This window comes from Xanthomonas sp. NCPPB 3218, assembly GCF_056725185.1.
In genome coordinates, this window is sequence record NZ_CM161516.1 from 282,435 (window position 1) to 308,411 (window position 25,977).

Annotated in this window: 30 protein-coding genes; all 30 read left to right on the forward strand. The window is 60.7% G+C overall.

The window, feature by feature from the left end; all coding sequences use genetic code 11:
* Window positions 1–3 precede the first annotated feature (3 nt).
* The 30 genes from AC1PLS_RS01170 (at window position 4) to poxB (ending at window position 25,935) form a co-directional block, all read left to right on the forward strand.
* Complete coding sequence (locus AC1PLS_RS01170; RefSeq protein ID WP_184432569.1) at window positions 4–342, forward strand: hypothetical protein; 339 nt, start codon at window positions 4–6, stop codon at window positions 340–342.
* A 162-nt stretch (window positions 343–504) separates the two neighbouring features.
* Entirely contained in the window at window positions 505–3,000 is a 2,496-nt protein-coding gene (locus AC1PLS_RS01175; RefSeq protein WP_481104104.1) for a LysM peptidoglycan-binding domain-containing protein, read from the forward strand.
* A 700-nt stretch (window positions 3,001–3,700) separates the two neighbouring features.
* Window positions 3,701–4,090: a hypothetical protein gene (locus AC1PLS_RS01180; protein ID WP_184432565.1), complete on the forward strand. Its 390-nt coding sequence runs from the start codon at window positions 3,701–3,703 to the stop codon at window positions 4,088–4,090.
* 317 nt (window positions 4,091–4,407) lie between these two features.
* The gene (locus tag AC1PLS_RS01185; RefSeq protein WP_260300070.1) at window positions 4,408–5,565 is read left to right on the forward strand and encodes a tetratricopeptide repeat protein; all 1,158 of its coding nucleotides are present in this window, start codon (window positions 4,408–4,410) and stop codon (window positions 5,563–5,565) included.
* Window positions 5,566–5,593: 28 nt separating this feature from the next.
* The gene (locus AC1PLS_RS01190; protein WP_039530202.1) at window positions 5,594–5,839 is read left to right on the forward strand and encodes a flagellar biosynthetic protein FliQ; all 246 of its coding nucleotides are present in this window, start codon (window positions 5,594–5,596) and stop codon (window positions 5,837–5,839) included.
* A gap of 2 nt (window positions 5,840–5,841) precedes the next feature.
* The gene (locus AC1PLS_RS01195; RefSeq protein ID WP_184432561.1) at window positions 5,842–6,615 is read left to right on the forward strand and encodes a flagellar biosynthetic protein FliR; all 774 of its coding nucleotides are present in this window, start codon (window positions 5,842–5,844) and stop codon (window positions 6,613–6,615) included.
* A complete protein-coding gene (locus AC1PLS_RS01200) occupies window positions 6,615–7,688 on the forward strand; it encodes an EscU/YscU/HrcU family type III secretion system export apparatus switch protein (RefSeq protein WP_481104105.1) in 1,074 nt (357 codons plus the stop codon). The genes AC1PLS_RS01195 and AC1PLS_RS01200 overlap by 1 nt, the downstream gene beginning before the upstream one ends.
* A complete protein-coding gene (locus AC1PLS_RS01205; protein ID WP_184432557.1) occupies window positions 7,685–9,748 on the forward strand; it encodes a flagellar biosynthesis protein FlhA in 2,064 nt (687 codons plus the stop codon). Before AC1PLS_RS01200 ends, AC1PLS_RS01205 begins: the two co-directional genes overlap by 4 nt.
* 149 nt (window positions 9,749–9,897) lie before the next feature.
* Entirely contained in the window at window positions 9,898–10,416 is a 519-nt protein-coding gene (locus tag AC1PLS_RS01210; RefSeq protein WP_481104106.1) for a flagellar basal body rod C-terminal domain-containing protein, read from the forward strand.
* Entirely contained in the window at window positions 10,370–11,197 is an 828-nt protein-coding gene (locus AC1PLS_RS01215; RefSeq protein WP_228890784.1) for a flagellar hook-basal body protein, read from the forward strand. The genes AC1PLS_RS01210 and AC1PLS_RS01215 overlap by 47 nt, the downstream gene beginning before the upstream one ends.
* Window positions 11,197–11,907 (forward strand): flagella basal body P-ring formation protein FlgA, encoded by a 711-nt coding sequence (locus tag AC1PLS_RS01220; protein WP_053054111.1) that lies wholly within the window; start codon window positions 11,197–11,199, stop codon window positions 11,905–11,907. The genes AC1PLS_RS01215 and AC1PLS_RS01220 overlap by 1 nt, the downstream gene beginning before the upstream one ends.
* 10 nt (window positions 11,908–11,917) lie before the next feature.
* Window positions 11,918–12,481, forward strand: a complete 564-nt coding sequence (locus AC1PLS_RS01225) for a flagellar basal body L-ring protein FlgH (protein WP_184380826.1) — start codon at window positions 11,918–11,920, stop codon at window positions 12,479–12,481.
* A complete protein-coding gene (locus AC1PLS_RS01230; RefSeq protein WP_184432555.1) occupies window positions 12,478–13,593 on the forward strand; it encodes a flagellar basal body P-ring protein FlgI in 1,116 nt (371 codons plus the stop codon). Before AC1PLS_RS01225 ends, AC1PLS_RS01230 begins: the two co-directional genes overlap by 4 nt.
* 40 nt (window positions 13,594–13,633) lie before the next feature.
* Window positions 13,634–13,978, forward strand: a complete 345-nt coding sequence (locus AC1PLS_RS01235) for a hypothetical protein (protein WP_230673761.1) — start codon at window positions 13,634–13,636, stop codon at window positions 13,976–13,978.
* A 35-nt stretch (window positions 13,979–14,013) separates the two neighbouring features.
* Window positions 14,014–14,358 carry a flagellar basal body rod protein FlgC gene (locus AC1PLS_RS01240; protein ID WP_228912496.1) on the forward strand — a complete coding sequence of 115 codons (345 nt, stop codon included), beginning with the start codon at window positions 14,014–14,016 and terminating at the stop codon, window positions 14,356–14,358.
* Complete coding sequence (gene fliE / locus AC1PLS_RS01245) at window positions 14,358–14,654, forward strand: flagellar hook-basal body complex protein FliE (RefSeq protein ID WP_184380828.1); 297 nt, start codon at window positions 14,358–14,360, stop codon at window positions 14,652–14,654. Before AC1PLS_RS01240 ends, fliE begins: the two co-directional genes overlap by 1 nt.
* A gap of 10 nt (window positions 14,655–14,664) precedes the next feature.
* Window positions 14,665–16,044 carry a flagellar basal-body MS-ring/collar protein FliF gene (fliF, locus tag AC1PLS_RS01250; RefSeq protein ID WP_311736842.1) on the forward strand — a complete coding sequence of 460 codons (1,380 nt, stop codon included), beginning with the start codon at window positions 14,665–14,667 and terminating at the stop codon, window positions 16,042–16,044.
* Entirely contained in the window at window positions 16,031–16,495 is a 465-nt protein-coding gene (locus AC1PLS_RS01255; protein ID WP_184380830.1) for a hypothetical protein, read from the forward strand. The genes fliF and AC1PLS_RS01255 overlap by 14 nt, the downstream gene beginning before the upstream one ends.
* Before the next feature lie 98 nt (window positions 16,496–16,593).
* Window positions 16,594–17,139, forward strand: coding sequence for a FliH/SctL family protein (locus tag AC1PLS_RS01260; protein ID WP_260300067.1), 546 nt, complete (start codon window positions 16,594–16,596; stop codon window positions 17,137–17,139).
* Window positions 17,136–18,461 (forward strand): FliI/YscN family ATPase, encoded by a 1,326-nt coding sequence (locus tag AC1PLS_RS01265; RefSeq protein ID WP_184432548.1) that lies wholly within the window; start codon window positions 17,136–17,138, stop codon window positions 18,459–18,461. The genes AC1PLS_RS01260 and AC1PLS_RS01265 overlap by 4 nt, the downstream gene beginning before the upstream one ends.
* A complete protein-coding gene (locus tag AC1PLS_RS01270; protein ID WP_260300066.1) occupies window positions 18,454–18,915 on the forward strand; it encodes a hypothetical protein in 462 nt (153 codons plus the stop codon). Before AC1PLS_RS01265 ends, AC1PLS_RS01270 begins: the two co-directional genes overlap by 8 nt.
* A complete protein-coding gene (locus tag AC1PLS_RS01275; protein WP_311736841.1) occupies window positions 18,905–19,648 on the forward strand; it encodes a hypothetical protein in 744 nt (247 codons plus the stop codon). Before AC1PLS_RS01270 ends, AC1PLS_RS01275 begins: the two co-directional genes overlap by 11 nt.
* Window positions 19,638–20,054: a flagellar hook assembly protein FlgD gene (locus AC1PLS_RS01280; protein WP_016903036.1), complete on the forward strand. Its 417-nt coding sequence runs from the start codon at window positions 19,638–19,640 to the stop codon at window positions 20,052–20,054. Before AC1PLS_RS01275 ends, AC1PLS_RS01280 begins: the two co-directional genes overlap by 11 nt.
* Before the next feature lie 10 nt (window positions 20,055–20,064).
* Window positions 20,065–21,228, forward strand: coding sequence for a flagellar hook-basal body complex protein (locus AC1PLS_RS01285; protein ID WP_016903035.1), 1,164 nt, complete (start codon window positions 20,065–20,067; stop codon window positions 21,226–21,228).
* A 3-nt stretch (window positions 21,229–21,231) separates the two neighbouring features.
* Window positions 21,232–21,975, forward strand: a complete 744-nt coding sequence (locus tag AC1PLS_RS01290) for a FliM/FliN family flagellar motor C-terminal domain-containing protein (RefSeq protein ID WP_184432544.1) — start codon at window positions 21,232–21,234, stop codon at window positions 21,973–21,975.
* Window positions 21,976–22,003: 28 nt separating this feature from the next.
* Window positions 22,004–22,258 carry a FliM/FliN family flagellar motor switch protein gene (locus AC1PLS_RS01295; protein WP_016903033.1) on the forward strand — a complete coding sequence of 85 codons (255 nt, stop codon included), beginning with the start codon at window positions 22,004–22,006 and terminating at the stop codon, window positions 22,256–22,258.
* A gap of 8 nt (window positions 22,259–22,266) precedes the next feature.
* Window positions 22,267–22,590: a hypothetical protein gene (locus tag AC1PLS_RS01300; RefSeq protein ID WP_016903032.1), complete on the forward strand. Its 324-nt coding sequence runs from the start codon at window positions 22,267–22,269 to the stop codon at window positions 22,588–22,590.
* On the forward strand, window positions 22,587–23,339 hold the full coding sequence (gene fliP, locus AC1PLS_RS01305; protein WP_016903031.1) for a flagellar type III secretion system pore protein FliP: 753 nt from the start codon (window positions 22,587–22,589) through the stop codon (window positions 23,337–23,339). The genes AC1PLS_RS01300 and fliP overlap by 4 nt, the downstream gene beginning before the upstream one ends.
* A gap of 6 nt (window positions 23,340–23,345) precedes the next feature.
* On the forward strand, window positions 23,346–24,005 hold the full coding sequence (locus tag AC1PLS_RS01310; protein WP_184432543.1) for a sigma-70 family RNA polymerase sigma factor: 660 nt from the start codon (window positions 23,346–23,348) through the stop codon (window positions 24,003–24,005).
* Window positions 24,006–24,225: 220 nt separating this feature from the next.
* On the forward strand, window positions 24,226–25,935 hold the full coding sequence (gene poxB, locus AC1PLS_RS01315; protein WP_180970360.1) for a ubiquinone-dependent pyruvate dehydrogenase: 1,710 nt from the start codon (window positions 24,226–24,228) through the stop codon (window positions 25,933–25,935).
* Window positions 25,936–25,977: the final 42 nt, after the last annotated feature.

The following is a 25,977-nucleotide window of genomic DNA, read 5'->3' on the forward strand; positions in this document are numbered from 1 at the left end:
TCTATGAAAAAGTTTGCACATGTTGGCATAGAGCCGGTAGGTGATTTGCCCGCGACAGCGGAAATATTAGGTAGTGTCCTTGGTGGTTTAATTTTTGTCGAAGACACCATGGGACGGTATTGTGAATTTCCTGCATATGTGGTTGAGCGTGATGGTCTCCGCTATGCATTGCTTGGAGTTCCCGCTCCAGAGAATGATCTCAGGGAGGAAAAAACAAATGACTTTGAATTGATCGTCGAACCTTCAATTCCGCAAGGCGATGGTGCGAAAACTGACATTTCGGATTCTTTGATTTCAAGAATAGAAGCAGAGGGGCGTTTGAAATGTTGGTCGCTGCAGTGAGAAATAGCTCGATTCTTTAGGGCTACACCCACACCTACCGCTACACCTACCAGGGTGCGGAGACCTACCTCACCCAGCAGGTCATCGGCACCAGCACGCACAAAGGACTTCAAAACCAGCAACAGCACCAGCACCTACGATGCGTGGGACAAGCTGCTGTCGGTGCGCGAGAACACGCCGGGTGGTAAGGTCGATGACCGGCTGCGGTATTTCACGATGGATGCGGAGGGCAACATCCTGCGCCGCACCGAGGGCACGTTCAAGAACGGTGTGTTCGAGCAGGATGATGCCGAGCGCCTGCGCACCGAGCAGTACGCGTTCGCCAACGGCCAGTACGTCGCGGCCGGCCGCTTCGATGGCAAGACCGACGTGCTGGGGCAGATGAACGCCTACGCCAGCACCGACGTGGGCACCTACAGGGTGACGGTGCAGGCAGGCGACACGCTGCGCGGGCTGGCGCAACGCCTCTACGGCAACAGCAACCTGTGGTACGTGCTGGCCGAAGCCAACGCCATCGACGACGACAGCGGCCTGGTGGCCGGTGCGACGTTGAACGTGCCGGACGTCAAGGCCAACACCAACGACGCCACGACGTTCAAGCCGTTCAACGCCAGCGAGGCGATCGGCTCGACGACGCCATCGCTGCCGTACATCCCCAAGCCGCCGGAAAGTGGCTGCGGCACGTTGGGGATGATCATCATGGTGGTCGTGGCCGTGGTGGTGACGTACTTCACTGCAGGTGCGACGAACGGCTACTTCGCTGCGGCGTTCAGCGCGGCATCCAGTACTGCAGGTGCAGTTGCTGCCTCAGCTGCTACCTACGCTGTTGCGGGTGCAGCAGGATCAATCGCCAGCCAGGGCGTTGGTAGCGCGATGGGCCAAACGAGTTTCAGTTGGCGCAATGTGGCGGCAAGTTCCATCGCGAGCGCGGCAACTGCCGGCTTCAGCACCGCCGTGTCCGCGAGTGTGGGCCCCGTCGTCGGTGCGATGAGCACGGCAGCAGTCGGCAATGTCAGTAACTACCTTGCGAATCGATTGGTCGGTAACGAAGCCAGCTTCAGTTGGCGCAGCGTTGCGGCTAGTGCAGTGACTGCTGGTATTACGCAGCAGCTGGCACCGACGATCTCCAACACGCTAGGCATTAATTCCACTAGTTACGCCCGAGATATTGTTTCCGGCATCACCGGCGGTGTAGTGAGTGCGCATGTGCGTCAAGGCATCGTGGGCGGTGCGGTGAATTACCAAGACGTGTTCGTGGACGCGTTTGGAAATACGCTGAGCAGCAGTCTCAATCGCAGAGGGTTGGCATCGCTGGCGCAAGCAGATCAGCGGCAAGCTAGCTTTACGCAATGGGATGCGGAAGACGCTGCATCTCGCCAGCAGATGATTGCCCAAGAAGAAGCGGGGATGATGCGGCAGGATGGATGGGTTGGCGATCAAGGCGGCACGCTGCCTTTCCCAACCAATGGGCGTGTATTGCCAGACGTGATGTTGGGAGGTGGACTGAGCACAGATGAGCGGTCCCGCCTTGCAACGACGACCACCTATCACAACGAGTATGTCGACCCATACCTGATCGGGAAAAACGGTGGCGCGACAGAGCGTACGGATGTGACGCAGTCGTTCTGGGTGCGTGACAACCCGCCCGTCTCGGTGGAACAGCTGCCTGCGGAAGTCGCTCGTCCAACTGCTATCGCAGTGGAGGCGATGAGCTGGGATGACGATCTCGCCTACCGAGTAGCTGGTGGGTCATATGGCGTGCTACGCAGTGTGGTTGAGGGTGTCGTTGGCATGGGCGTGCTGGCGAAATCGTTTGCCGGTGCCGGCATGTACCAAACGGGCTTGTCAGCGCAGTTGGGTTTGGTAGACGCACATGCCGCCGACGGTGAGGTTGTCGGCAGAACCGTTGCGGCGATAGTCGACTTTGCGCGCAATCCAATCGACACCACAGTCAACTACGTCAATAACAGCCTCGCTGCGGCAGATCGACTTGAGGCCAGCGGCGATCTGATTGGCGCATCGGCAGAGCGCTCCAGCATGGTGTTCAATATTGGCACCGCCGCCGTGGACGGTTACGGCTTGGCACGTGCGTCGGCGCCTGTTGCAGGTCGGATAGCGGGGCGCCTGCTAAGCGATGTGGGAGACAGTATGATGGGCGCGGGTTCGCTGCGCTCGCAGATTGGAGCAGTCGGTGATGTTTCTCAGGTAAAGCCGTTTGGCACTTTAAGCGAAAGTGTTCCAAACAATATTAGGCCGCCTAACTTGACGGAGAGAGGGACGCTGGCGAACCTACGGCCACAGGACTTGGCGGTGTCTCAGCGACCTGTGAGAGCACTGGTTCAGGATAGTTCTGGTCGGTACTGGTTGGAAAGTGCTGGTGGCAACAGGATCACTCCATCTGGCTCGTATGATTTTGTTACTTTTCCAGACGGCAGAATTCGAGTTGCACGTCCCAACATCAATCCCGATTTCTCCACACACCTGGGGCTGAGTAGCGGCGGCGAGGTGAGTTATGCGGGCTCCATACGATTCGGAAACAACATGGGGCCAAATCGTGGAATTATCACTCAATGGACCAACAATTCTGGTCATTACCAGCCGCCTGCTTATCTTCGCAATAATGCTGGCTTGCCGGAACACTTGTTTCGCATTCACTAGATGAGTCAATATGAATAACCAAAAGTTGAATGAAATGAGTGCTGCGCTTGGGGGGATGTCCTCCCAAGACGCCGCAGATTGGTTGATGCAGACGTACCCCGCAGGTAGTGCAGACTATGGGAGTGCCATTGCGTTGATAACGCACAAATCGTGGAAACGTCCGGACCAAGTTCGTTTGGCTAGGCACTATCTGAGCAAACTGCCATTTGCTAGTGCGAGAGCTTACGAGGCTTTCCTATCATTCATGGCAATTGATCTGTTTTTGAAGGTCATTAAAGAGTTCTTGCCAAGCGATGATTCGGATATGAGTCTACTGCTTTATCACCTGAGACCGGCGCTAGAGAGGGCAGCTAAGACTGACTCAGATCGTGAACTTGTGAGGATGTTTGTCTCTGGTGTCTCTGGCTAGGATATGTCATCAAGCAATTCCAAGAGTCTGGCGTGTTTGCTGCCGCTCACGCCAGCCATACCATGGATGCAGTCAGATGGATGGTCCCCAGTAAATTGCGAGTCCTTGTCGTAACGTGTGGCGATAGCGTGTAATGCTTCAAGCACATCGACCCGAGCGTCTAAGATGCTGATGGCCGGTTGATCGAGCAGAGGTCTACGGCATCGCGCAAGGGACGGGCGACAGCGTGGACGAGCACGGCAACTGGGTTACTCCGGATGCCGATTCGAGGGGCTGTCGCAGCTGAGCACGGTGGAGTACCAGGACGGTGCCGAGGCCATCGGTTACGACGCCGCTGGCCCCCTGCGCGGCTACCGCTACTTGCTGGTGCGCAACGAGCAAGGCAGCGGCATGACCACGCCGGAGGGCTACACCCACACCTACCGCTACACCTACCAGGGTGCGGAGACCTACCTCACCCAGCAGGTCATCGGCACCAGCACGCATAAGGACTTCAAAACCAGCAACAGCACCAGCACCTACGATGCCTGGGGCAAGCTGCTGTCGGTGCGCGAGAACACGCCGGGTGACAAGGTCGAAGACCGGCGGTCTATGCGGGGGCTGGAGGTGCTGGACGCCAAGGCAGCTACCGACCATGTCGATACGTCCAATGCGTTTGATGCCGGGGAAGCAGGGGTTTGAGGGGCTGGCAGCGGCGTTTGGCCCGGGCGGAAGCGAACTGATCAATAGGCTCTGTCTTTGAAAATGTGACCCTTGCCTCGTAAAAATCTTTCATTGCAATCTGTGCCAGCGCTTGACACACCTCCCGGGGGAGGACGTAAAGTTCACACCGTCATCACAGGGGGATGCGACGGGCTCGCTTCGGGGGAGAGTGACTATCAGGATCGATAGCCACGCACGAGCGCTGCAACGGCGGGTCCAAAACGAACCAAGGTTTTACCCATCGTTCTCTAGGTCGTCTGGCCTGGCGTGGTGGTCTGCGTCTCATGGATGTGGCGATGCCGTCTGTCGATAAACTCTCAGCCTACTGGGCAAAAGACCCGGCCAATCCGGAACTTGCCTGTCAGCTGTGCGATGCATTGATCGAAACGGGTCAATCTGCACGCGCAGAAGATGTGATTGCCGCATTGCCGGCCGATACAGCATCGCTCGCAGGCGTGCAATTCCGCGCAGCGCGACTGGACCTGTTGGCTGGCCGCTATGTGGAAGCCGAAGCGCGCTTGCAGCCACTGGCTGAACGCCATGCTGCGCCTGCCCTGGACCATGACATCGCTTTTGCGCAGCTGTGCCAACAGAATCTGGACGGCTCCGCTGCCACGCTGCAAAAGGCGCGCGCACGTCACGGCGATAACGCGGAGTTCGCTGTGCTTTCCGCTCGTATCGCGTTGATGCGCTCCGATTACGCAGCCGCCGACAAGGCGCTTGCCGCCGCATTGGCGTTCACTCCACAGCATCCAACCGCATTGGGTTTGAGTGCGTTGTGCGCACTGGATTCAGGCGACACAACGCGTGCCGTAGAACAGGCACATCGTTGTCTTGCGCTCTTTCCGGATCAGCACGAAGCGCTACTGACCGCCGGTGCGCTAGCGCTGTACGTGCAGGACGGCGCCGCGGCAGGGATACATTTCGAGCGTGCGCTGGAGCGCTTTCCCATGTCGGGCCGGGCACTGTCTGGCTTGGGCCAGGCGCAGATGTTGCAGGGCGCCTTGGCGCCAGCCAAGGTATTGCTGACGCAGGCAACGCAGGCCATGCCGGACCACATCGGTACCTGGCATGCATTGGGTTGGCTGCATCTGCTGGATGGTGAGCGATTGGCAGCCGATGCTTGCTACCGGCGTGCATACGCGTTGGATCGCAACTTTGCCGAATCGCACGGTGGCCTGGCAGTGGTGGCATTGCTGGATGGGCAGCGCGAAGAAGGCGAAGCGCATCTGCGGCGCGCGCTAAAGCTCGATCCCGGCAGCATCAGCGGTCGCTACGCGCAGTCTTTGTTGCTTGCAGACAATGGCGAGCAGGCGCAATCGGAGGCTGTATTTGCGGCCTTGATGCGCGAGGGTGCACTGGCAGGTGCTCACGCGCTTGGCGCGCAAACGCCGCCAGAGATGGCGCGACGCCTGCGTGCCCGGTTGTCGTCCAACGCTGCAGCAGCGCATTGAAGGCCCGCTTGTGGACGCCGATACCGCCATGCATCTGCTGGCAGAGACCTTGCTCGCCTCGGCCAAGATCTCCGCGCCGATTTTGCTGATCACGTTGGTGGTGGGTCTGGTGATTTCGGTGCTGCAGGTCGTCACCCAGATCCAGGAAATGACGCTGACCTTCATCCCCAAGTTGATCGCGGTGGGTGCGGTGACCATGGTGCTGGGAAGCTGGATGCTGCTGACTGCAGTAGAGCTGGCCAAGCGCATGTTCGATTTTGCGGCCGGGCTCTGACGATGGAAGCGCTGAGCGGCTTGGCTCTGTTGTTCGGCTACGCATCGCTGCGCTACTTGCCGGTGATGGTGTTGCCCGGGCTATCGCCGCTGGCATGGGCACCGATGCTGGTGCGCATCACCACGATGCTGGCTTTCGCATGGTTGACGCTGTTGGCCCTGCCCGACGGCTATGCCTCTCCGCCGGCCATCGGCCAACCGATGGCGCTGCTGCTGGCAGCGATTGGCGAGCTGATGATCGGCGGGATCTTCGGTCTGGCCTTCATGATTCCCAATGCCGCGTTGCACACCAGTGGCTGGCTGTTGGACATGCAGGCAGGACTGGGCGCCGGCGCCCTGCTGAACCCGGCAAGCGCCGATACGCAGGAATCGCTGCTTGGCCATGCGTTGATGCTGGCGGCCACTGTGTTGTTCTTCTCGCTCGACTTGCACGTTCTGCTGTTCAAGGGCTTGGTTGCAAGCACCACGGTGCTGCCGCTTGGTCGCATGAGCCATCCCATCAGCGCAGAAGCGTTCTTCGCATTGCTTGGAAGCAGCTTTGCGGGTGCGTTGATGGTGGTGATGCCGGTTGTGCTTGGCTTGTTCTTTGTCGATGTCGCGGTGGGCTATGCGTCGCGTTCGATGCCGCAAGCCAATGTGTATTTTCTGGCGCTGCCGCTCAAGGTCGCCGTTGCGCTGGGCTTGCTGGCATTGACGTTGGCCTATGCGCCAGGACTCATTGGCCGGCTGTTCGGCAGTGCGCTGGACCAGGCACCGCAGATGCTGGGAGCGCCCTGATGGCAGACGCCGACCAGGACAAGACTGAGCAGCCGACCCAGTCCCGGCTGGAAGAAGCGCGCCGCAAGGGTGAAGTCGCCAAGAGTCCGGATCTGACCGCCGTGCTGATGCTGGGGATCTTTGTGGTGGTCACGATATTGACCGGGCGGGACATCGCCATGGCACTCGCCAGCGCCACGCGCAACACCATGCAGTTGGCAGGTGTGCAACCACGTATCGGCGCAGACCTGGTTGCCTGGTTGGTCGATACCTACAGTGGCTTGCTGCAGGCGATGACGCCGCTGATCCTTGCGCTGCTGGTGATCGCTGTAGTGGCCAATCTCGGCCAGACCGGCCCGATCTTCAGCACCCATGCGCTCGCACCAAGCCTGCAACGCATGCATCCCATGAACGCGATCAAGCGGCTGTTCTCGATGCGCGGCCTATGGGAGCTCGGGAAGTTGGTCCTCAAGCTCTCCTTGCTAGGACTGCTTGCCTATATTGCGGTTGGCCATGCGGCGTCCTTTGTCGGGAAAATTGCGTTGTCGTCACCGGCGCTGCTGGTCGAGCAACTGCGCTCAGGTTTCTGGACTACATCGGCCTATGTCCTGCTGGTGCTGCTGATCGTCGCGGTGGCGGACCTTGCATTCATGCGCAAGGACCACGGCAAGAAGATGCGCATGAGCCGGCGCGAAGTCCGTGACGATGCCAAGCGGCGCGATGGCGACCCGGAAGTGAAATCCAAGCAGCGCCGTCAGATCGGTGAGTTGCTCAAGACGGTGCGCTCGCTGCCGCGTGTGGCCGATGCCGATGTCATTCTGACCAACCCCACCCATTACGCCGTGGCCGTGCAATACCGACCGCGCAGCATGCGTGCGCCGATCGTGCTGAGCAAGGGACGTGGTTTGCTGGCCGCCCGCGTACGTCGTGCTGCACAGCGCGCCGGCGTGCCGGTAGTCCGCATGCCAGCATTGGCGCGTGCGCTGTATCGCGACTGTGCGATCGATGCACCGGTTCCCGAAGACTTGTTCGATGCCTTGGCGCCGGTCTACCGCACCCTATATGCCAATCGCCGCAGCAGTGCTGCCGCATGAAGGGCATCCTGGCCGCCTTCCTGCAGGACAAGCGAGACCTGGCCTTGGTAGGGCTGGTGGTCGGCATCTTGATGGTGCTGTTCGTACCGGTGCCTTCGGCGCTGCTGGACCTGCTGCTGATCATCAATATCAGCCTGGCATTGTTGATATTGCTGGTGACGTTCTTTACCGAATCGCCACTGAATTTTTCGACCTTTCCGACCCTGCTGCTGATCGCGACGATGTTCCGGCTGGCACTGAACGTGTCGGCAACACGCCTGATCCTGGATGGCGCCGATGCAGGACGCGTCATCGGCGCGATCGGTACGTTCGTAATCCGCGGCAATTACGTGGTCGGTATTGTGGTCTTCCTGATTCTGGTGGTGGTGCAGTACGTAGTCGTCACCACCGGTGCGCAACGTGTGGCCGAAGTGGCCGCGCGTTTCACGCTGGACAGCATGCCTGGCAAGCAGATGAGCATCGACGCCGACATGAACATGGGGTTGATCGACGAGCACGAGGCTCGCCGGCGGCGTAAGCAAATCGAGAAGGAAGCCAACTTCTACGGCGCGATGGACGGTGCCACCAAGTTCGTCAAGGGCGATGCGATCGCCGGCATCGTCATCGTATTGATCAACATCATCGGTGGTCTGGCGATCGGTATCGCGCAGATGGGGATGCCTTGGACCGAAGCGGTGCAGCGTTTTACGTTGCTGACCGTCGGCGATGGCATCGTGACCCAGATTCCGTCGCTGGTGATCGCGGTGGCGACCGGCATCATCATTACCCGTGCTGCGGCCGACGCGCGCCTTGGTGCTGAGATTCCGCGCCAGATTCTCTCCAATCCGCGTGCGCTGGCGGTGGTTGCCGCGGCGTTGCTGTTGATGCTGACATTGCCTGGCTTTCCCAAGTTGCCGGTGGTCGCGGCGCTGATCGGCGTCGCGGTGCTGATCCGATACAGCCTGATCAAACGCGATCCCAACGCGGACGTGGTTGTCGAGGATGCATCGCAAGGCCCGTCCGCACAGGAAGAATTGCAGCAAGCCATGCGGGTGGAGCCGATCGAAATCCGCATGGGCGCCGCATTACACGAGCTGTTGTTGGGACCTGCCGGGGATTTTGCGCTGCGCATCGTTAACTTGCGCAAGCAGGTTGCCGGCGAGCTGGGATTTGTCATCCCGAAAGTGCAAAGCAGCCTGCGTCCAGAACTGGAGCGCAACCAGTATGAACTGCTGGTCGAAGGCAACCGTGTCGGCCAGGGTGAGATTCATCCGGATCGCTTGCTTGCGATCAATCCAGGCGGTACGCGCGTCAAGTTGGAAGGACTGGAAACGCGCGATCCCGCATATGGTCTGCCCGCGCAATGGATCACACCTGAGACCCGTCAGGCGGCTCGTGCCGGCGGCTACACGCTGGTCGAACCCGACACGGTGCTGGTGACGCATCTCAATGAGCTGGTCAAGCGACATGGGCCGGACCTACTGAGCCGCAGCGAGACCGAACGCCTGCTGTCGCGCCTGGACGAGCACCGCGCGCCACTGGTCGCCGAGTTGGTTCCCAACGTACTGACGTATTCCGATGTACAGAAGACGCTGCAACTGTTGCTTCGAGAGCAGGTAAGTATCCGTAATCTGGAGGCCATCGTCGAAGTGCTCCTGGATGCCGGGCGCAATCAGAAGCAGCCTGACGAATTGGTCGAGAGGGTGCGTGAGCGCCTGGGCGCGACCATTTGCCAGCGCTTTCAGGACGCACGCGGCGAGCTGCATGTGTTGACGCTGGAGCCGGGAATCGAACGGACCTTGATGGGCCAACAGCGCAGCGGCGAAGGCCGCAGCGCATTGTTCACCGACATGGCGCAGCTTGACGGCTTCATTCGGCAGCTCGCCAAACATGCCGAGGCGATGATGGGACAGAACCGCCTGCCGGTGCTGTTGTGTCCCTCGCCGTTGCGCAGGCCGCTACGTGCGTTGATTCAACGCTCGCTGCCGCACGTCGCCGTGCTGGCACTCAATGAAGTCCCTTCCACCGCCCTGGTCCGCTCGTTTGCGGCAGTGGGCACACCCTTGCAGGTTGCAGCGTGAACGACACCATCCAGGCGATCAGTCGTAGTTTGAATGCGGATATCGAAGCGTTGACTGCGGTCAGCCAGAACGTGGCGAACCTGAACACGCCCGGTTACCAGGGCATACGCGCACGTGGAGACTTCGCTGCGGCCACTGGCGCTGCAGCAATGACGGTGCAGCGTGGCGATGGCGCCCTGCGGGAAACGGGGCGTGGGCTGGACCTTGCGCTGCGCGGAAATGGCTTCTTTGTGACACAGCAGGACGGACAGCAGCGGTTGCTGCGCCTGGGTAGTTTCGTGCGTGGCGCCGACGGCAGCTTGCAAACCCGTGAGGGGGCTGCGGTGCTGACCGACGCAGGGGCCTTGACCCTGCCGCAGTCCGATATCCGTGTCGACGATCAGGGCGGCATCTGGGACGGAGATGCGCTGTTGGCGCATCTACGCATCGTTGACGTGGCCGAACCGGCGCGCCTGATTCCCAGCGATGGCGGCTATCGCTATGACGGCGTAACTGCGCCATGGAAAGGAACCGTGCAGCAAGGCAGCGTCGAACAATCCAACGTCGATGCGGCTGCCGAAACGCTGCAGCTCATCGAACTCTCGCGCCATGCCGAGTCGGTACAGCGCGTGATTTCCCTCTATGACCGAGCGATGGATACGGGCATCAACCGTATTGGCGACAACTGACAGGACTGCCCTCATGATCGACGCTCTCTACATCTCATCTACCGGCCTGCGCGGTCAGCAGCAGCAGATCGACGTGATCTCCAACAACGTCGCCAACATGCAGACGCCCGGCTTCAAGCGCGGACGCGTCAACTTTGCCGAGATCGCCAATACGCCGCTGCCCGGCCAGGGAGTCGGCCAGGCAAGCAACGTGCATGGCGGCGGCATTCGCGTGAGTTCCACCTCGGTGGAATTCGGTGCCGGTGCGCTGCAGCCCACGCGTAATCCCCTGGATCTTGCCATCGACGGGGATGGTTTCTTCGAAATCGAGAATGCCAACGGCGAGCGGTTCTACACGCGCTCGGGTCGCTTCCACGTCGATACCGAAGGCTATCTGGCCATTTCCAATGGCATGCGCCTGTCGGCGGGAATTCAGATGCCGCAAGGTGCTGCGGATGTACTGATCTCTTCGGCAGGCGAGGTGAGCGCCAGGCTCGATGGCAGCGAGGAGCGAGCGGTACTCGGTAGCATCGACCTGGTCAGCTTCGTGTCGACCGAGGGGTTGGAGTCACGCGGGGAAAACGTGTTCCAGGCTGGGGACCACTCCGGCGAAGCGATTCCGTTGGCTGCGGGCAGCAACGGCGCTGGAAAACTGCAGCAGGGTTATCTGGAAGCAGCCAACGTCGACATGATCGATGAGATGACCGGATTGGTGCTGGCGCAACGAGCGTATCAGCTCAATGCGCGCGTGCTGCAGGCATCGGATCAGATCCTCGAAACCATCAACAACCTGCGCCGCTGATGACCAGGATGCTTGCACTGCTGTGGTTGATGTCTTGCGCGAGTGCGCAGGCCAGCAACATCTCGTCCGATCGACTGATCGCGACGGCGCGTGCGTCACTGGAGGCAGTGTCCGGCACGCTTCCCGGTGAGTTGATCCTGACCGCCTCCGCGCTGCCGGACTCGCAATTGGAGACGGAGATGGCCGCAACCACGCAGATGACGCTGCAAGCCGGACGGATCGGCGGAGCCTGGCCGCGCAAGCGTGTGGGCGTGCCGGTCCAAGTGCTGGTCGACGGTGTGCCGACACAGACCAGGATGGTGTGGTTCACCGTGCAGTGGTGGCTGGAGCGGCCGACCTATGCACGTGCATTTGCCAGTGGCACGCCGGGTGAGCAGGTTGTTGTAGTAGCTAAACGCATGGACGTGGCCGGCGTGCTTGCCGCCGACGAAGTGGCAGCGTCAGGCGAGGCACCAGCGGCGGCACGCTTGAAGCACGCAGTGCGCGCAGGCGATCTGGTGCAGGCGCACGACTTTGCCGCCGCGCCTGCGATCGCGCGACGTGATCCGGTGACCTTGCGCATTCGCCATGGTGCGGTCGAACTGCGCTTGCCGGCAACTGCGGTGGCCGACGGGCAACCAGGCGAGGCAATTGCCGTTTTGCCACAGGGCGCGCGCACGCCGGTGCAGGCACGTGTGGTTGCCAGTGGTGAGGTATCCATTGAACATTAGAGACACGCTCATGGTCGCTGCGCTGCTGTCGGTGACGGCGAGCCAATGTGCCTTCGCGCAGGAAAGCCTCATCAATTCGAATACGTATCGCGGCATCGCTGCCGACCGACGCGCTTACCGCGTGGGCGACGTGTTGACGGTGAATGTGCTCGAAGCTGCCAGGGCACGCTCCGGCGCAGCCACTGACGCTGGTTCGGATGTTCGCCTGAGTGGCACCGCAGGCAATAATGCCTACCGCGGTAGCTTCGACGCCGGTTTGTCAGGTGCCGCCAAGGGCAGCGCGGAAACTTCACGAGTGGGTGAGTTGCGCACGCAATTGTCCGTACAGGTCAAGGATGTGCTGAGCGATGGATCGCTGGTGGTCGAAGGCGAGCAGTCGCTGTTGATCAACAAGGAAGATCAGCGCATCACGCTGAGCGGCATAGTGCGACCGGATGACATCCTCGCCGATAACACCGTCTGGTCGCATCGGCTCGCCAATGCGCGTGTGGAGTTCAATGGCAAGGGCGTCGTTGCCGAGTCGCAACGTCAGAGTGTGGCCTACCGGCTGCTCAAGTGGCTGAGGGTGCTATGAACCTGCGTTTGCTGGTGCTCTTGCTAGCGCTGTCGGCTGCATCTGCGCATGCCGCCCCGGTCTCCGATGTCAGGATCAAGGACATCGCGCGCATCGCGGGTGTGCGTGAAAATCCACTGACCGGTTACGGATTGGTGTTCGGTCTTTCCGGTACCGGTGATTCGGCGCGCAACCGCGCGACCGTGCAATCGGTCGGCAATACGCTGCGCAATTTCGGTGTCAGCGTCGAACTGGGTGATCTGTCCAGCCGTAATGTCGCGGCAGTATTGGTGACGGCTAAACTTCCGGCATTCGCCGAACCTGGTCAGCCACTCGATGTGCAAGTCGCCTCGGCAGGCGATGCGCGCAGCCTCACCGGGGGTACCTTGATGCTGGCGCCGCTGAGCGGGCCCGATGGCAAGGTCTACGCGATCGCACAAGGGGCGATTTCGGTGGGGGGCTATCAGTTCGAGGCCATCACCGCATCGGTACAGAAGAACCACCCGACTGTGGGTTGGATTCCTTCCGGCGCCACCGTCGAGCGGGCAGCCGCACTGGACGTTGCCGGTGAGCCGGGAACCTTGAGCATCCTGCTGGACGAAGCCGACTTCACCACTGCCAACCGCATCGCGCAGGCGGTGAGCGCCAGTTTGCCTGGCATCACCGCAGAAGCCGAGCACGCCGGCAAGGTCGTCGTGCGCTACCGGGACAACCCCAGTCGTGTGGCTCGCATCTCGCAGATCGAGAATGTACGGGTGATGCGCGAGCGGCCAGCACGCGTGATCATCAATGAGCGGACCGGCACTGTGGTGGCCGGCAGCAATATCCGTTTGGGTCAGGTGAGCATTTCTCACGGTGACTTGCGTGTGGAGATTTCCACGCGTTACAGCGTGTCACAGCCGGATGGGCTGCTGGTGCGTCCAGGCGCAGGGGTGCGTAGCGTATTGGTACCGGAGAGCACCATCACCACCGAAGAGCCAATCGCTCCGCTGGTGTCGGTCGCAGAAGGCGCCACAGTGGCCGATCTGATTTCCGCGTTACGTACCGCCAAACTGACCACGCGCGACGTCATTGCGGTCTTGCAGTCCGTCAAATCCGCAGGCGCCTTGGATGGCGACCTGATCATCCAGTAGGTTACCCATGTCACAAGATCTCACCGTCAACGCTGTGCGCATGGCCTTGAGCCTCAATAAGCTCAAGGCCGAAGTCACCAGCTGGAATATCGCCAACGCCTCGAGCCCCGACGCGCCGGTGTTTGTCATTGATCAGAGTCGCACCGATCGCGTCTTGAATGCGGCGGCTGGCGCAAGCCCTGACGATGTTGCAGCACTGCTGCGCAATCCGGATTCACCCACGCTGGCGATCGTGGACCAGCGCTATGACCGTGAACGCGCCAGTCTGGACGACCTGGTCGCCGAGTCGGTATCAGCGGGGCTCAACTATCAGGCACTGACCGAATCGCTGAGCCGGCATTTCGGTTTGATGCGTCTGGCGGTGACTGGGCGGAGCGGCGCATGAGTATCGACGCAATCCTAGATGCAAGCCGTGCGGGCATGCAGAACGAGCGGCTACGTATGGACCTGGCTGGGCGGCATATCGCGGTCGCCAATCAGCCGATCGATCCCCGCCAGCTGACTGCATCGGCCTCCGCTTCGTTCGCCGAGACAGTGGGCCTGGGTGACGGCATGGATGCGGCGCGCAGTCTTGGAACGCGCACGGTTCTGGATCCGAAGAATCCGATGGCCGATGCGCAAGGGCAGGTGCACTACCCGGCGGTGGACATGGTGAGCGAAATGACCAGTCTGATGACGGCCAGCCGGGGTTACGAGGCAAATGTGCGCTCGTTCAACGTGCTGCGCAGCATGGTATTGCGCGCTTTCGAGATTGGAGCCAAGTGATGACGATCGCAGCGATTGGAGCGATTGGACCCGCGCAGATGGAGGCACTCGGTGCGCCGGTGGTCGCAACCGACGGCGTGAATTTTGGGGATGTGGTCGCACGTGGCATCTCCGGTGCGGATAGCGCCATCCAGACTGCGGACCAGCAACTGCGTGCGATGGCCGCAGGTCAGGAAGTCGCGCCGCACGATCTGATGATCTCACTGGAGGAGGCACGTATGCACCTCACGTTGTTGTCCGAGGTGCGTAACAAGCTGGTCGAGGGGTATCAGGAACTCTCGCGGATGCAACTGTAAGGACACTGACGTGCTTTCCTCTTTCAAAACGACTTATTCGACATTGGCACCGAAGCGCAAGCTTGGCCTATTCCTCGCCATGGGCGTCTTGCTGCTGCTGACGGCTGCCGCGATCTGGTGGGCCTTGGCGCCGCGACAGGCACTGCTCTTCGGTGAGCTGAAACAAGCCGACGCCGCCGAGGTCTCGGCTGCCCTTGACGAATGGAAGATTCCACACAGCTATACCGCGGACGGGAGCGGCATCCTGGTGGAACAGGGTCAGGTGCATCCCTTGCGGATGCGTCTGGTGTCTGCCGGCGTTCCGAAAGGGGGGCATGTTGGATTCGAGTTGTTCGATACTAATGAGTTCGGTGTTACCGAGTTTGCTCAGCGCATCAATTATCAGCGTGCGCTGCAGGGTGAAATCGAGCGCACCATCGCCACGATTCCTGGTGTTGAGGCTGTGCGCGTGCACTTGTCGATTCGCCGCCCAGGTGTATTCCTTGCCGAAGACAGTCAGTCCAAGGCATCGGTGGCAGTCTCGCTGGTGCCCGGTGCGACGCTGACTGCCAAACAGGTCAGCGGAATTCGCGATCTTGTTGCCTCGGCCGTGGATGGGCTGATGCCGGACGCGGTGGTGGTGGTCGGGCCGACCGGCTTGCAGCTGGCAGGAGGCGTCAACGATGCCGCCGGCGGTGCACAGGGCGACCTGGCACGGCAACTGGGAGCCGATTACGAGCGTGATATCCGCAAGATTCTGGAGGCGCAACCGTCCACGGCAGGGGCATCGATCTCGGTCAATGTCGCACTGAACTTCGACAAAGTGCGCACCGTCAGTGAACGCACCCTGGTGGCGCCTGGCCAGGACCATGGGACGGTGGTGCGGCGTAGCTCCAGTTCCGATCGTGTACCCGAGGGAGGTAGTGGTGCGGTCTTGAACGAGCAGGTCGAGTACGCACACGGCACCGAGAAGCAGGAAATCACCAGGGCCACCGGACGGGTAGAGCGTGTCAGCGTTGCGATTGCCTTGCGCCAACCGTTGAGCGATATCGAACAACAGCACCTGCAACGTTTGGTGATGGCAGCAATCGGTGGAGATGCGGCGCGTGGCGATGTTGTTGAAATTGGCGTTGGATCCACCGCGACACCCAGCCAACCTCCAGGTCAGCCGGCATTGGCAGCACGCAATACCGATCGCCCGGCTTTTGGTGCTCGTGGCGTTACCTCGGCTTGGCAGGCAGCCCCGATGATCTGGCTCGTGGTCGCCGTTGTGCTTAGCCTGTTTGTCGGGGTGCTGATAGGAAAAACGGTCACGCGATCACGCAGCAAGCGCTTGAGCCGAGAGCAGAGCGAACAGGCAGCGCAACAAATTCGGGCGTGGCTGATGGGGCCTGCGCATGAGCGCGTCTGAAGTCATGCGCAAGTCTGCGTTGCTGGCCAGCGTCATGCGGTCTGGCGAACGTCGGCGGTTGCTGGCGTCCTTGCCGGCTGCCATGGCCACGGAACTGCGTGCGCAGATTGCATTGGTCTGTCGTCACGGATGGGACGAGCCAACCCTGGTCGAGCCGGCACTGCGCGGACCGGGTCAGACCATCGGAGATGCTGACGGCGGACCGGGTCTGGAAGATATCGTGCAACTGTCGCATACGCTTGGTGCAGCGACTCTGAGCCGCGTGGTCATGGCGACGGCCTCGGCGGACGCGTCGTTTATCCTTGCAGCGCTCGAGCCTGCGCTGGCCAAGACGGTTCGCGCAGAACTCGCAGTGTCCCGGCCACTTCCACCAGCGCTGGCCGCTGCTGTGCGTAATGCTGCGCACGCCCAGGCAGCAGTTGCGCACCCGGCAAGGCGGGTAGTGCCATGAAGCGTCTAGCCGTGTCATCCGACTGCCGTCCCTGGTATGCGCCTATAACACGTGGCGCTGACGACGCGACGCCTTCCGCTTCGCAAGAGCAATCCGTGATGGAAGATGCGCGTGCGAAGGGATATCAGGACGGCCTTGCACGCGCTCATGAGGAAGCCGCTTCGCTGGCACAGCGTGAGTTGGAAAAAGTGACGGCCTCCCTGCAGGCCCAGGCTAACGCCGCGCATGAGGCGACCGAGCGGGTGCGTGTGCAGCTGCAGAATCTGATCGCCGGCCTGGAGCAAGCCATCGACGAACAGGCGCGACGAAGTCATGAAGTAGCCGTGGAAGTGGCCTTCCTCGCGGTAACCCAGGTCATCGGCGCCGCTTATGCAGATGGTCCGCTACTGACGGAGCTGTGCCAGCGTGCACTGCGGGACGCGGGTCATCAGGCGGTAGCAATACACGTATCAGAACATGACTTGTCGCTTTGCTCCAATGTCCTGACCTTGCCGATTCACTGTGATCTTGCACTACGGCCAGGCCAGTGCACGCTGGAAACACGCGCAGGCAGAACCGAGTTTGGGCTCGACGTCCGGCTTTCGGCGTTACAAGCCGCGTTGTTGCACGGCCTGTCCACTTACTCGTCCGTGACGCGCTCATGAGCCTTGCCCAGCATCTGACGACAGCCATCCAATCGGCATGCTACGTGCGTCGGTATGGCCGTGTTTGTGCATTCAATGGCCTGGTGATCGAGGCCGATGGGCCCGACGCACGCGTCGGAGATCTCTGTGAAGTGATGGTGTCCGCAGAGGGACGTCGTGTGGACGCGCAGGTGGTGGGACTTCGGGACGGCAAGCTGCTGCTTATGCCATATGGAGATATTGCCGGTCTCTCGCCCGGTGCAAGAGTGGAAACCACGACAAGGTCATTGAATGTCCCGGTTGGCAATGCCTTGCTTGGGCGCGTGATTGATGCCTTCAGTCGTCCTCTGGATACGCTGGGGCCGTGCGCAACTGAGCAACACTACCCATTGCATGCAGTGCCACCCAATCCACTGGAACGGCGTGATATCACCCAGGTTTTCGAGACAGGCATCCACGTAGTGGATAGCTTGTTGACGCTGGGAAAAGGGCAGCGCATCGGTATCTTCGCGGGCAGCGGTGTGGGCAAGAGCACCTTGCTGGGTATGTTTGTCCGCCATGTCAAGGCCGACGTGATCGTGTTAGCACTGATCGGTGAGCGTGGTCGCGAAGTCGGCGATTTCGTGCGTCATACACTCGGTCCGGAAGTGATGAAGCGCTGCGTGGTCATGGCTGCCACTGCCGATCAGCCGGCACTGGTGCGCACCCATGCCGTCCACGCCGCGCACGCCGTTGCGGAGTTTTTCAGGGACCAGGGCAAGTCTGTCTTGTTGGTGGTGGACTCGATGACCCGGTTTGCCATGGCGCATCGCGAGATCGGCCTGGCCAGCGGCGAGCCGCCGACCTTTCGCGGTTATACGCCGTCGGTCTTCTCGTGGCTGCCGCGGATTGCCGAACGCTGCGGAAACTTCGAGCACGGTGCGATTACCGCAATCTACAGCGTGCTGGTGGAGGGCGACGACTTCAACGAGCCCATTACCGATCATATGCGCGCCATTCTGGACGGGCACATCGTGTTGGATCGCACGCTGGCCTCTAAAGGCCACTATCCGGCAATCAATGTATTGGCCAGTGTAAGTCGTTTGCTCACCCAGCTCGCCACGCGTGAGGACGTAGAGCTCGCGATGCGTGTGCGTCGTGTGCTCGCCATCCTGGAAGATTCGCGTGACCTAGTGGAACTTGGTGCATATCAGCCCGGTGCCAACCCCGTGTTGGATCAGGCCCTGGACGCCTGGCCGCAGCTGGAAGCGGTCATCAAGCAGGCACAGCTCGTTCCGATGACGCGGCTTGAAGCCTTGAACGCATTGCTGCATGCACTGCCGACGGAAAATGCCCATGTCTGACGACCACGCGCGTCGACAATTGCAACGGCTGACGGTGCTGGTACGCGTGCGCGACCTGCAAACACGCAAGGCGTCGCTGGTTTTGCAAAGCACGTTGCTTGAAAGCCGGAAGGCACAAACCCATCTGGAGGAATGTCAGCATCGTGTTCATGCGCTCGCCTGCTGGAAACAACGGGCAGAAAACGGCCTGCTACAGCTACAAACCTATCAAGCAGCACTGGACGTCGAAGCCGTCGTACATGCAGAGCAGTCGCAGGCGTTACTCGATGCGGACGCTTGCGATACCCGTGTGGGCACAGCGCGTACCGTGCATTGTGCCGCCCTGGCAGAGGAGCGCTCTGTCGACGAACGCCATCGACGCTTTGCCGAACAGACGCTGCGGTTGCAGGAACGCGCCGAATCGGACACCTGTGCAGAACTCTGGCTCGCAAGGAGAGCATCCGGTGGCAATTGAATCGGCACTACCTTCACCTGCTACGGTTCCGCCAAAGCCTCAGAGCGAGCCGCACGAAGAACGTCCGTCGAAAGACGCGGCGGGATTCGAACGCTGGCTGACATCCGATTACTTACCAGGCGATGCATCTGCCACGACTCCCGGGCAGACGATGCAGGCCGGGATTATGTCGGCCACGCAGGTGGCACAAGTTGCCGACCAGGCGCTGGTAGTCGACTCGATCGTGTTCGAATGGATGGCAACGGCAACGTATCTGATGTCGTATGTGGATCATCGTGGTCGTGGTCATGAAGCGGGGGCGCCGAATGGCGATGCGCTCAATGGCAATGTCATGATGTCAGCAAGTGCTGGACCTGGCCTCAGTGCAATGAGCCTGCAGGATGTGGCGTATCGCCCGTGTTTTGCTTCGGGATTACACGTGGCCGGTGCAGGCTTGCCGGCCGCGTTGACAGAGCGCCCAGAAACCGATGCTACGCACTCGTCCTACGTGTCCTCAACGACAAGCTCCGGTGCGTTGGCCGAGTGGATGACACGCGCAATGAAACAAATTTCAGACGCAGAAGGTCGCACCACCTGGTGGGTGCGCGACTACCAACTTTCCGCCGCACAGATACCGGCCCTGCTGGATGCGTTGTTGCATTCCGGACAAAGTCGACCTGACCGGATCATGCTCAATGGCGCGCTCGTTTGGCAGCGCTCTTCCAATGCTCAAGGGGTCAACAATGGCGATTGATTCAATCGGCTCGATCGTGAATAACGGCAGTGCAAGTGCACAGTCGAACAACACCATCGACCAGGATGGCTTCATTAAGCTGTTTCTGTCGCAGTTGCAGTTTCAGGATCCACTGGAGCCGGTGGATAACCGCGAGTTCCTGGCGCAGCTTGCGCAATTCAGCAATCTGGAGCAGTCGCGTCAGCTTAGTCTCAACTCCGAAGGGATGTTGAGCATGAATGCCACCAGCCAGAGCTTGAGCCTTTTGAGTCGCCGCATCGAGGTCACCCAGGCAAGCGGCAACACTGCCACCGGGGTGGTCAAGGCAATCGAGTTCAGCGCCTCCGGTCCTCTGTTGACGGTCGAGACCAGTGCCGGTGTCTTGACAGGCATCCGGCTTCCGCAGATCACGCTGGTCCAGCAATAAGGAATTACTCATGTTTCAAGCGCTCTACAACTCGCTTTCCGGCCTTTTCAGCTTTTCAAAGAGCCTGGATACGGTGAGTAACAACGTTGCCAACATGAACACTCCTGGCTTCCGCGGCAGCGACTCGTTCTTTGAGAATCTGGCTGGAGAACATGGCACGCGGATCGTCGGTGCCGGCTTACGCACTACGGCAGGCGATCTGCGCCAGACCGGCAATGCGACAGACGTTGCAGTTGATGGTTCCGGCTATTTCGTCCTGCGCGACTCCAGCGGAGGGTTGCATTACACCCGCGCCGGCCAATTCATTATCGATGATCGCGGTGTTTTGGTGGATAGCGTCAGCCGCTATGACGTGATGTCGATCAGCAGCACCGGTCAACTGTCGCAGTTGAACCTGGACGGCTTGCGGACCCTGGATGCCAAGCCTACGACAAGTGTGCGATTGAGCGGCAACCTGTCGCCTACATCCACTGGCAGTTCCGTCAGCGACATCAAGGTCTATGACGCGACAGGCACAGTCCACACCCTCAAGGTCACCACCAGTGCGCCGGTGGCATCGGTTGGATCGGGCCGCACCTACCGTGTCACCGTGACCGACGAATCGGGCGCGCAGGTTGGCAGCGGCGATCTGCGCTTCAGCACCAGCGGCATGCTGGAAACAGGCTCGGGCAATATCGAGGTCACTCTTTCGGCGGGCTCCAGCAGCCAAAAGGTTGCACTTGGCTTCGGTACACCAGGTACCTTTACGGGGACGACAAGCCTGTCCGGGCTAACCGATAGTCTGACCGCCACGGTGGAAGACGGTAGCCCCGTGCTCGGTATCAATGCGCTGGCGTTCGACAGCAAGGGCGTCTTGCAGGTCACTTACAGCTCGACGGAAAAACGCCAGGGCGCGCAACTCGCGTTGGCGGCGTTCCAGAGTGAGAGCAACCTGGAGCTATCCGGCGGACGCATGCTGTCGGGCGTAGACGGCCAGCGCAGTGAACTGGGGCGTGCTGGCTCCAGCGTGTTTGGAAATATCCAGGGCGGCAGCCTGGAGATGTCAAACATTGATCTTACCCAAGAGTTTGCCGACATGTTGATCATTCAGCGCGGCTACCAAGCGAGCTCGCGTGTGATGACGGTAAGTAACGAGATGATCGAGCAGCTCTACAACAGCACACGGGGCGGATGATAGATGAAACGTCTCGGATGGATACTCCCTTCCAGCGCACAGGCGCTTTATGAGCTGTTGCAGGTGCGTTTCGGTGTATGGCTCACGGACTGGTCGGTTGCTCATGGACAGAGCGATGAAGGGGTCAGGGTAGCGATCACCGCATCCGCCGAAGACGTTGCGGACGTCCCGCAGATGCAGATCGTATCGACCAGCGCTGGCGGCCTGTTCGGCATGCGCCTGTGCAATGGGACGCCCTCAGCACTTGGCGCACGGTTGATGGAACTTTCAGGCGCTGCCGACGAGCAGCTATGTGGAAGGGTCGGTGAGCAGGCGCTGCAAGCTCTTGTGGCTACCCTGGTTGGCAGGCCTGCCCTCGAACGTTCCACACCCGCCCACCCCGTCGATCCGCTCCGGTTCCTGCTACGGCATGGCGCATTGCATGCCACTGCACGATGGGGCGAATTCGAGATCGCCTTGATCGCGGATGCGGTGTGGTGCGCTGCGGAAAGCAATGGCGCCGATGTAGCGGAGCTGCCTGTGTTGACCACTCGCAGCGCGGCATTGCGCGATCAACCAGTTGCATTGCATGCCGAGCTGTTCATGGGCGAGATGGAGCTTGGCGAGGTTTCCTCGTTGCGCGTGGGAGAGGTGCTGGTCGTCGAAAGTGATGCCTATGCCCCGCTTCAGCTCATGAGTGGGACGCACGTCCTGGCTGCTGCGCGCTTGGTCCTTGCGGGCGGGCAGCGTGCGCTGGAACTGCACTGAACGACATATCAAATCAAGGAAACGACCGATGAAAATGGAAACAACCACCGTGACGCGCGATCTTTCGGTCTTCGGTCACGTCAAAGCGAAGCTGGTGGCGCATGTCGGACAGGTAGAAATGAGCGTTGACGAGATCATGGCACTCAAGAGAAGCGATGTTGTCTCGCTGGAAGAGTCATGCGAAGCGTTGGTTACTCTCATGCTCAACGGCAAGGCGGTCGCCACAGGAGAATTGATGGCAGTCGGCGACAAATTGGGTGTGCGGATTCAAGAACTGCTTTGAGCACAGACATGCCGTCCGCCATCCCCTACCGTAGCGATACGGTGTTGAGCGCAGCGACGCTCAGCGCCACGCTCATTTGGACCGCCGTGCTGTTGGCGGTGTTCGTCGCTGTCCTGCTATGGCTTAAGAAAAAGGGCCTGATCGCACGGTGGCTGGGCGCAACACAGCTGTCTGTTGCCGCTGGTGCCATCGTAAAACGCGCTGAATACCGGCTAAGTCGCTCCACGGTCGTGCACCTGCTGGAGATCGACGGCGAGAAGGTCGTGGTCGCCGAATCCAAAGGGCAGGTCAGCATTCAACGCCTGGGTTCGGAAACAGGAGCCTCGACGTGACGCGCAAGCACGCTGGTCCCAGCCTCCTGGCTGGATTGGTCGGAGTGGGCCTGGTCTTTGCGACCTTCACTGCCTGTGCAGATCCGTTGAGCGAAGCATTGAACGCTGCGGGCAAACAGGAGTTTTCGTCGACGCTACGCGTTTTCGTGCTGATGACGATGCTCTCGTTCATCCCTGTGATCCTGATCGGAATGACATGCTTTACCCGCATCATCGTTGTACTGGCCTTGCTCCGGCACGCGCTGGGCATCCCGCAGACGCCACCCAACAGCGTATTGATTACGTTGGCGATGCTGTTGACGCTGTTTTCGATGGGGCCGGTGCTGGACAAAGTCCAGCGCGATGCGCTCTCACCTTATCTCGCAGATCAGATCACTGCGACGGAGGCAGTGTCGCGTGCAACGCCCGCATTACGGGACTTCATGGTGCGCCAGACGCGTGAATCCGATTTGCTGGCAGTCAGTGAAATGGCGCGCGTTGCACCGCCGAGGACGGTCGAAGAAATCCGCTTCACCCATCTTGCTGCCGCCTTCATTCTGAGCGAGCTCAAGACCGCCTTTCAGATGGGATTTGTCATTTTCCTTCCGTTTCTGATGATCGACCTTGTGGTCTCGGCGGTGTTGATGGCCCTGGGCATCATCATGCTGCCGCCGGCAACCGTTAGTCTTCCGCTCAAGTTGTTGTTGTTTATCTTGATCGATGGGTGGGTGCTCGTCTCCAGGACGCTGCTGGGCAGCATCTGGTCCTGACCTGCGATGGACAGGGAGGCACTTGTTGCCGAGCTTTGGAGGCGATTCAAGGCCGACCATGACCTGCAGGCCAGAGACTTTCTGGTAACGGAGTATTCGCCGTGGGCAAGAATGGTGGCGGCCGACGTCTATCGACGCATCGGTCGTCGTGACCTCGATTGGCTGGATCACCTGCAAAATGCGCATGTCGGCATGCTGGAAGCGATGGCCCGCTATGACCCGGCACGCATGATTCCTTTCACGCTCTACGCTAAACGCCGCGTGCGTGGCGCGGTATTCAATGGTGTGCGCCAGCACAGGCGTTCCATTCGGTTGGAGGATCGGATTGATATCGTCGCCGATGATATCGGCAGGCTCGATGACTTCATCGGCACGATTCTGCAGATCGCCACCCAGCATCTGGTCGAGCACGCAACCGATGCGTGGCCGGGACATGGTCTCGTGGAAGAGCAGTCACGGCATATTCTGGGGCAGGCAATGCTGCAGCTGGCTCCGCGTACGCGGGAAATCTTCATGTCTTACTACTACCTGCACAAGCCTTTCGTCCAGATCGCAGGTGAGCTGGGTGTGACCAAGGGTAGGATCTCCCAGTTGCACTCGCAGGGTCTCGAGATCCTACGCACACACCTGGGCCGGGGAAGCTTTCAGAAAGGTGACTTTCTGTAGCCCCCCGGTTTTTGTGTAAGCCTGTGAGGTATCAGGAGAGGACATCGATGCTGGCGGGTGAAGAGTGACAGCTTGGTCACTCTCCAGCCAGGCCATTCATCTGCTAGGTGCGCGTGAAAGACGTAGCGCGGGCCGCAACTAGACGCCAGGCATACATTCCCGCTGCCAAGCTACCCACTCAAAGATAGCGTGGAGCTGCATCGTGGCGAAGAAAAAGACGTTGGCGCGGTTTCTGGCCGAGACGCTGCAGAGCGCGGGGGTGGAGCGGATCTGGGGGTTGACCGGCGACAGCCTCAACGGCCTGACCGATGCCTTGCGCGAGATGCAGACGATCGAATGGATGCACGTGCGCCACGAAGAGGTGGCTGCGTTCGCTGCCGGCGCCGAGGCGGCGGTGACCGGCAAGCTGGCGGTGTGTGCGGGTAGCTGCGGGCCGGGCAACCTGCACTTGATCAACGGGCTGTTCGATTGTCATCGCAGCCGCCAGCCGGTGCTGGCGATCGCCGCGCATATTCCCTCGTCCGAGATCGGGCTGAACTATTTTCAGGAGACGCATCCGCAGGAACTGTTCCGCGAGTGCAGTCACTTTGTGGAATTGGTGACCAATCCGGCGCAGCTGCCGGAAGTGCTGCACCGCGCGATGCGTGCGGCCATCCTGCAGCAAGGCGTGGCGGTGGTGGTGATCCCCGGCGATATCGCACTGCTGGAAGTGGACAAGCACATCCCCACGGCGTGGCCGCAACTGCGCCAACCGCGCGTGCTGCCGGCTCCCGAAGATGTGCAGCAACTGGCCGCGCTGCTGCAGCAGAGCGAAGCGATCACGCTGTTGTGCGGCAGCGGTTGCGCGGGCGCACACGATGCGGTGGTGGCATTGGCCGACACCCTGGGCGCGCCGATCGTGCATGCCTTGCGGGGCAAGGAACACGTGGAGTGGGAGAACCCGTTCGATGTCGGCATGACCGGCCTGATCGGTTTCAGCTCCGGCTATCACGCGATGCTCAACTGCGACACCTTGATCATGCTGGGCACGGATTTCCCGTATCGGCAGTTCTACCCGAAGGACGCGACCATCGTGCAGGTGGACCGCGACCCGAGCGCGCTGGGGCGGCGTACGCCGTTGCAGCTGGGCATCGCAGCGGATGTGGGCGAAACCATCGCCGCCTTGCTGCCGCAGCTGCAGCGACGCGAGAAACGCGACTTCCTGGACAAGGCGCTGGCGCACTATCGCAAGGCGCGCGAGGGACTGGACGATCTGGCGGTGCCGGCCGATCCAGGCGAGCCGCTGCATCCGCAATTCGTGGCGCGCATGATCAGCCAGATCGCCGACCAGGATGCGGTATTCACCTGCGATGTCGGCACGCCAACGGTGTGGGCCGCGCGCTACCTGCGCATGAACGGACAACGCCGCTTGCTCGGTTCGTTCAACCACGGTTCGATGGCCAATGCAATGCCGCAGGCGCTGGGTGCGCAGTCGGCGTATCCGGGCCGTCAGGTAGTTGCGCTGTCAGGTGATGGCGGTTTTGCGATGCTGATGGGCGATTTCATCTCGCTGGCGCAGCTGCGCCTGCCGGTGAAGATCGTGGTGTTCAACAATGCCTCGCTGGGATTCGTGGCGATGGAAATGAAGGCCGCCGGCTATCTGGATACCGGCACCGAGTTGCGCAATCCGGACTTCGCAGCGATGAGCAATGCGATGGGCATCCTGGGCATCCGGGTCGATGAGTCCGCGCAACTGGAGCGGGCGTTGCGGCAGGCCTTCGCGCACTCTGGTCCGGCGCTGGTGGATGTGCGCATCGCCACGCAGGAACTGGCGGTGCCGCCGGCAATCAAGCTGGAACAGGCCAAGGGCATGGGCCTGTATCTGCTCAAGGCAGTGATGAGCGGGCGCGGCGACGAGGTGATCGATCTGGTCAAGACCAACATGCGCTGACACAGTTACCGCGTTCTGAAACCGCACGTCTTTACCGGACCC

Bases quoted from the DNA above. Each gene is read 5' to 3' on its own strand.
- AC1PLS_RS01170 (WP_184432569.1), top strand. From the start codon at position 4: ATGAAAAAGTTTGCACATGTTGGCATAGAGCCGGTAGGTGATTTGCCC.
- AC1PLS_RS01185 (WP_260300070.1), top strand. From the start codon at position 4,408: ATGCCGTCTGTCGATAAACTCTCAGCCTACTGGGCAAAAGACCCGGCC.
- AC1PLS_RS01190 (WP_039530202.1), top strand. From the start codon at position 5,594: ATGCATCTGCTGGCAGAGACCTTGCTCGCCTCGGCCAAGATCTCCGCG.
- AC1PLS_RS01195 (WP_184432561.1), top strand. From the start codon at position 5,842: ATGGAAGCGCTGAGCGGCTTGGCTCTGTTGTTCGGCTACGCATCGCTG.
- AC1PLS_RS01200 (WP_481104105.1), top strand. From the start codon at position 6,615: ATGGCAGACGCCGACCAGGACAAGACTGAGCAGCCGACCCAGTCCCGG.
- AC1PLS_RS01205 (WP_184432557.1), top strand. From the start codon at position 7,685: ATGAAGGGCATCCTGGCCGCCTTCCTGCAGGACAAGCGAGACCTGGCC.
- AC1PLS_RS01210 (WP_481104106.1), top strand. From the start codon at position 9,898: ATGACGGTGCAGCGTGGCGATGGCGCCCTGCGGGAAACGGGGCGTGGG.
- AC1PLS_RS01215 (WP_228890784.1), top strand. From the start codon at position 10,370: ATGACCGAGCGATGGATACGGGCATCAACCGTATTGGCGACAACTGAC.
- AC1PLS_RS01220 (WP_053054111.1), top strand. From the start codon at position 11,197: ATGACCAGGATGCTTGCACTGCTGTGGTTGATGTCTTGCGCGAGTGCG.
- AC1PLS_RS01225 (WP_184380826.1), top strand. From the start codon at position 11,918: ATGGTCGCTGCGCTGCTGTCGGTGACGGCGAGCCAATGTGCCTTCGCG.
- AC1PLS_RS01230 (WP_184432555.1), top strand. From the start codon at position 12,478: ATGAACCTGCGTTTGCTGGTGCTCTTGCTAGCGCTGTCGGCTGCATCT.
- AC1PLS_RS01235 (WP_230673761.1), top strand. From the start codon at position 13,634: ATGGCCTTGAGCCTCAATAAGCTCAAGGCCGAAGTCACCAGCTGGAAT.
- AC1PLS_RS01240 (WP_228912496.1), top strand. From the start codon at position 14,014: ATGCAGAACGAGCGGCTACGTATGGACCTGGCTGGGCGGCATATCGCG.
- fliE (WP_184380828.1), top strand. From the start codon at position 14,358: ATGACGATCGCAGCGATTGGAGCGATTGGACCCGCGCAGATGGAGGCA.
- AC1PLS_RS01255 (WP_184380830.1), top strand. From the start codon at position 16,031: ATGAGCGCGTCTGAAGTCATGCGCAAGTCTGCGTTGCTGGCCAGCGTC.
- AC1PLS_RS01260 (WP_260300067.1), top strand. From the start codon at position 16,594: ATGGAAGATGCGCGTGCGAAGGGATATCAGGACGGCCTTGCACGCGCT.
- AC1PLS_RS01265 (WP_184432548.1), top strand. From the start codon at position 17,136: ATGAGCCTTGCCCAGCATCTGACGACAGCCATCCAATCGGCATGCTAC.
- AC1PLS_RS01270 (WP_260300066.1), top strand. From the start codon at position 18,454: ATGTCTGACGACCACGCGCGTCGACAATTGCAACGGCTGACGGTGCTG.
- AC1PLS_RS01280 (WP_016903036.1), top strand. From the start codon at position 19,638: ATGGCGATTGATTCAATCGGCTCGATCGTGAATAACGGCAGTGCAAGT.
- AC1PLS_RS01285 (WP_016903035.1), top strand. From the start codon at position 20,065: ATGTTTCAAGCGCTCTACAACTCGCTTTCCGGCCTTTTCAGCTTTTCA.
- AC1PLS_RS01290 (WP_184432544.1), top strand. From the start codon at position 21,232: ATGAAACGTCTCGGATGGATACTCCCTTCCAGCGCACAGGCGCTTTAT.
- AC1PLS_RS01295 (WP_016903033.1), top strand. From the start codon at position 22,004: ATGAAAATGGAAACAACCACCGTGACGCGCGATCTTTCGGTCTTCGGT.
- AC1PLS_RS01300 (WP_016903032.1), top strand. From the start codon at position 22,267: ATGCCGTCCGCCATCCCCTACCGTAGCGATACGGTGTTGAGCGCAGCG.
- AC1PLS_RS01310 (WP_184432543.1), top strand. From the start codon at position 23,346: ATGGACAGGGAGGCACTTGTTGCCGAGCTTTGGAGGCGATTCAAGGCC.